This is a genomic window from Mesorhizobium sp. M00.F.Ca.ET.216.01.1.1, from assembly GCF_004010325.2.
Taxonomy (GTDB): domain Bacteria; phylum Pseudomonadota; class Alphaproteobacteria; order Rhizobiales; family Rhizobiaceae; genus Mesorhizobium.
This window is the reverse complement of sequence record NZ_SADR02000291.1, coordinates 1-348: the sequence shown is the minus strand read 5'-3', so window position 1 is coordinate 348 and position 348 is coordinate 1. Positions and strand designations below refer to the sequence as shown.

At 62.6% G+C, this 348-nt stretch carries 1 protein-coding gene; it reads right to left on the bottom strand.

Features of this window, described 5'->3' with window-relative positions:
* The coding region (locus EN859_RS36150; RefSeq protein WP_189502530.1) for a transposase at positions 1–348 on the bottom strand (348 nt) is incomplete at both ends.

The window sequence follows — 348 nt, the reverse complement described above, 5'->3', positions numbered from 1 at the left end:
CGACGGCGAACTGGGTCTTGGCCTCGAACCACTCGCGCGGCGGTCGTTTCCATTCCTCGGCCGCGTGGTTGAGCACCAGATATAGCAGTTTCATGGCCGCGTCGTCATTGGGGAAGTGGCCGCGCGTTCGAACGGCGCGACGCAGCTTGGAGTTCAATGCCTCGATAGCGTTGGTGGTATAGATGATGCGGCGCACGCTTTCGGGATAAGCGAAGAATGGCACGACGTGCTGCCAATTGCGCCGCCAACTCTGGGTGATGGCCGGATATCGCTGTCCCCAGTCGCCGTCCTCGAAGTCCTCCAGGGCCTTCATGCCGGCTTCGGCGTCCGCGGCCCTGTAGATTGCCC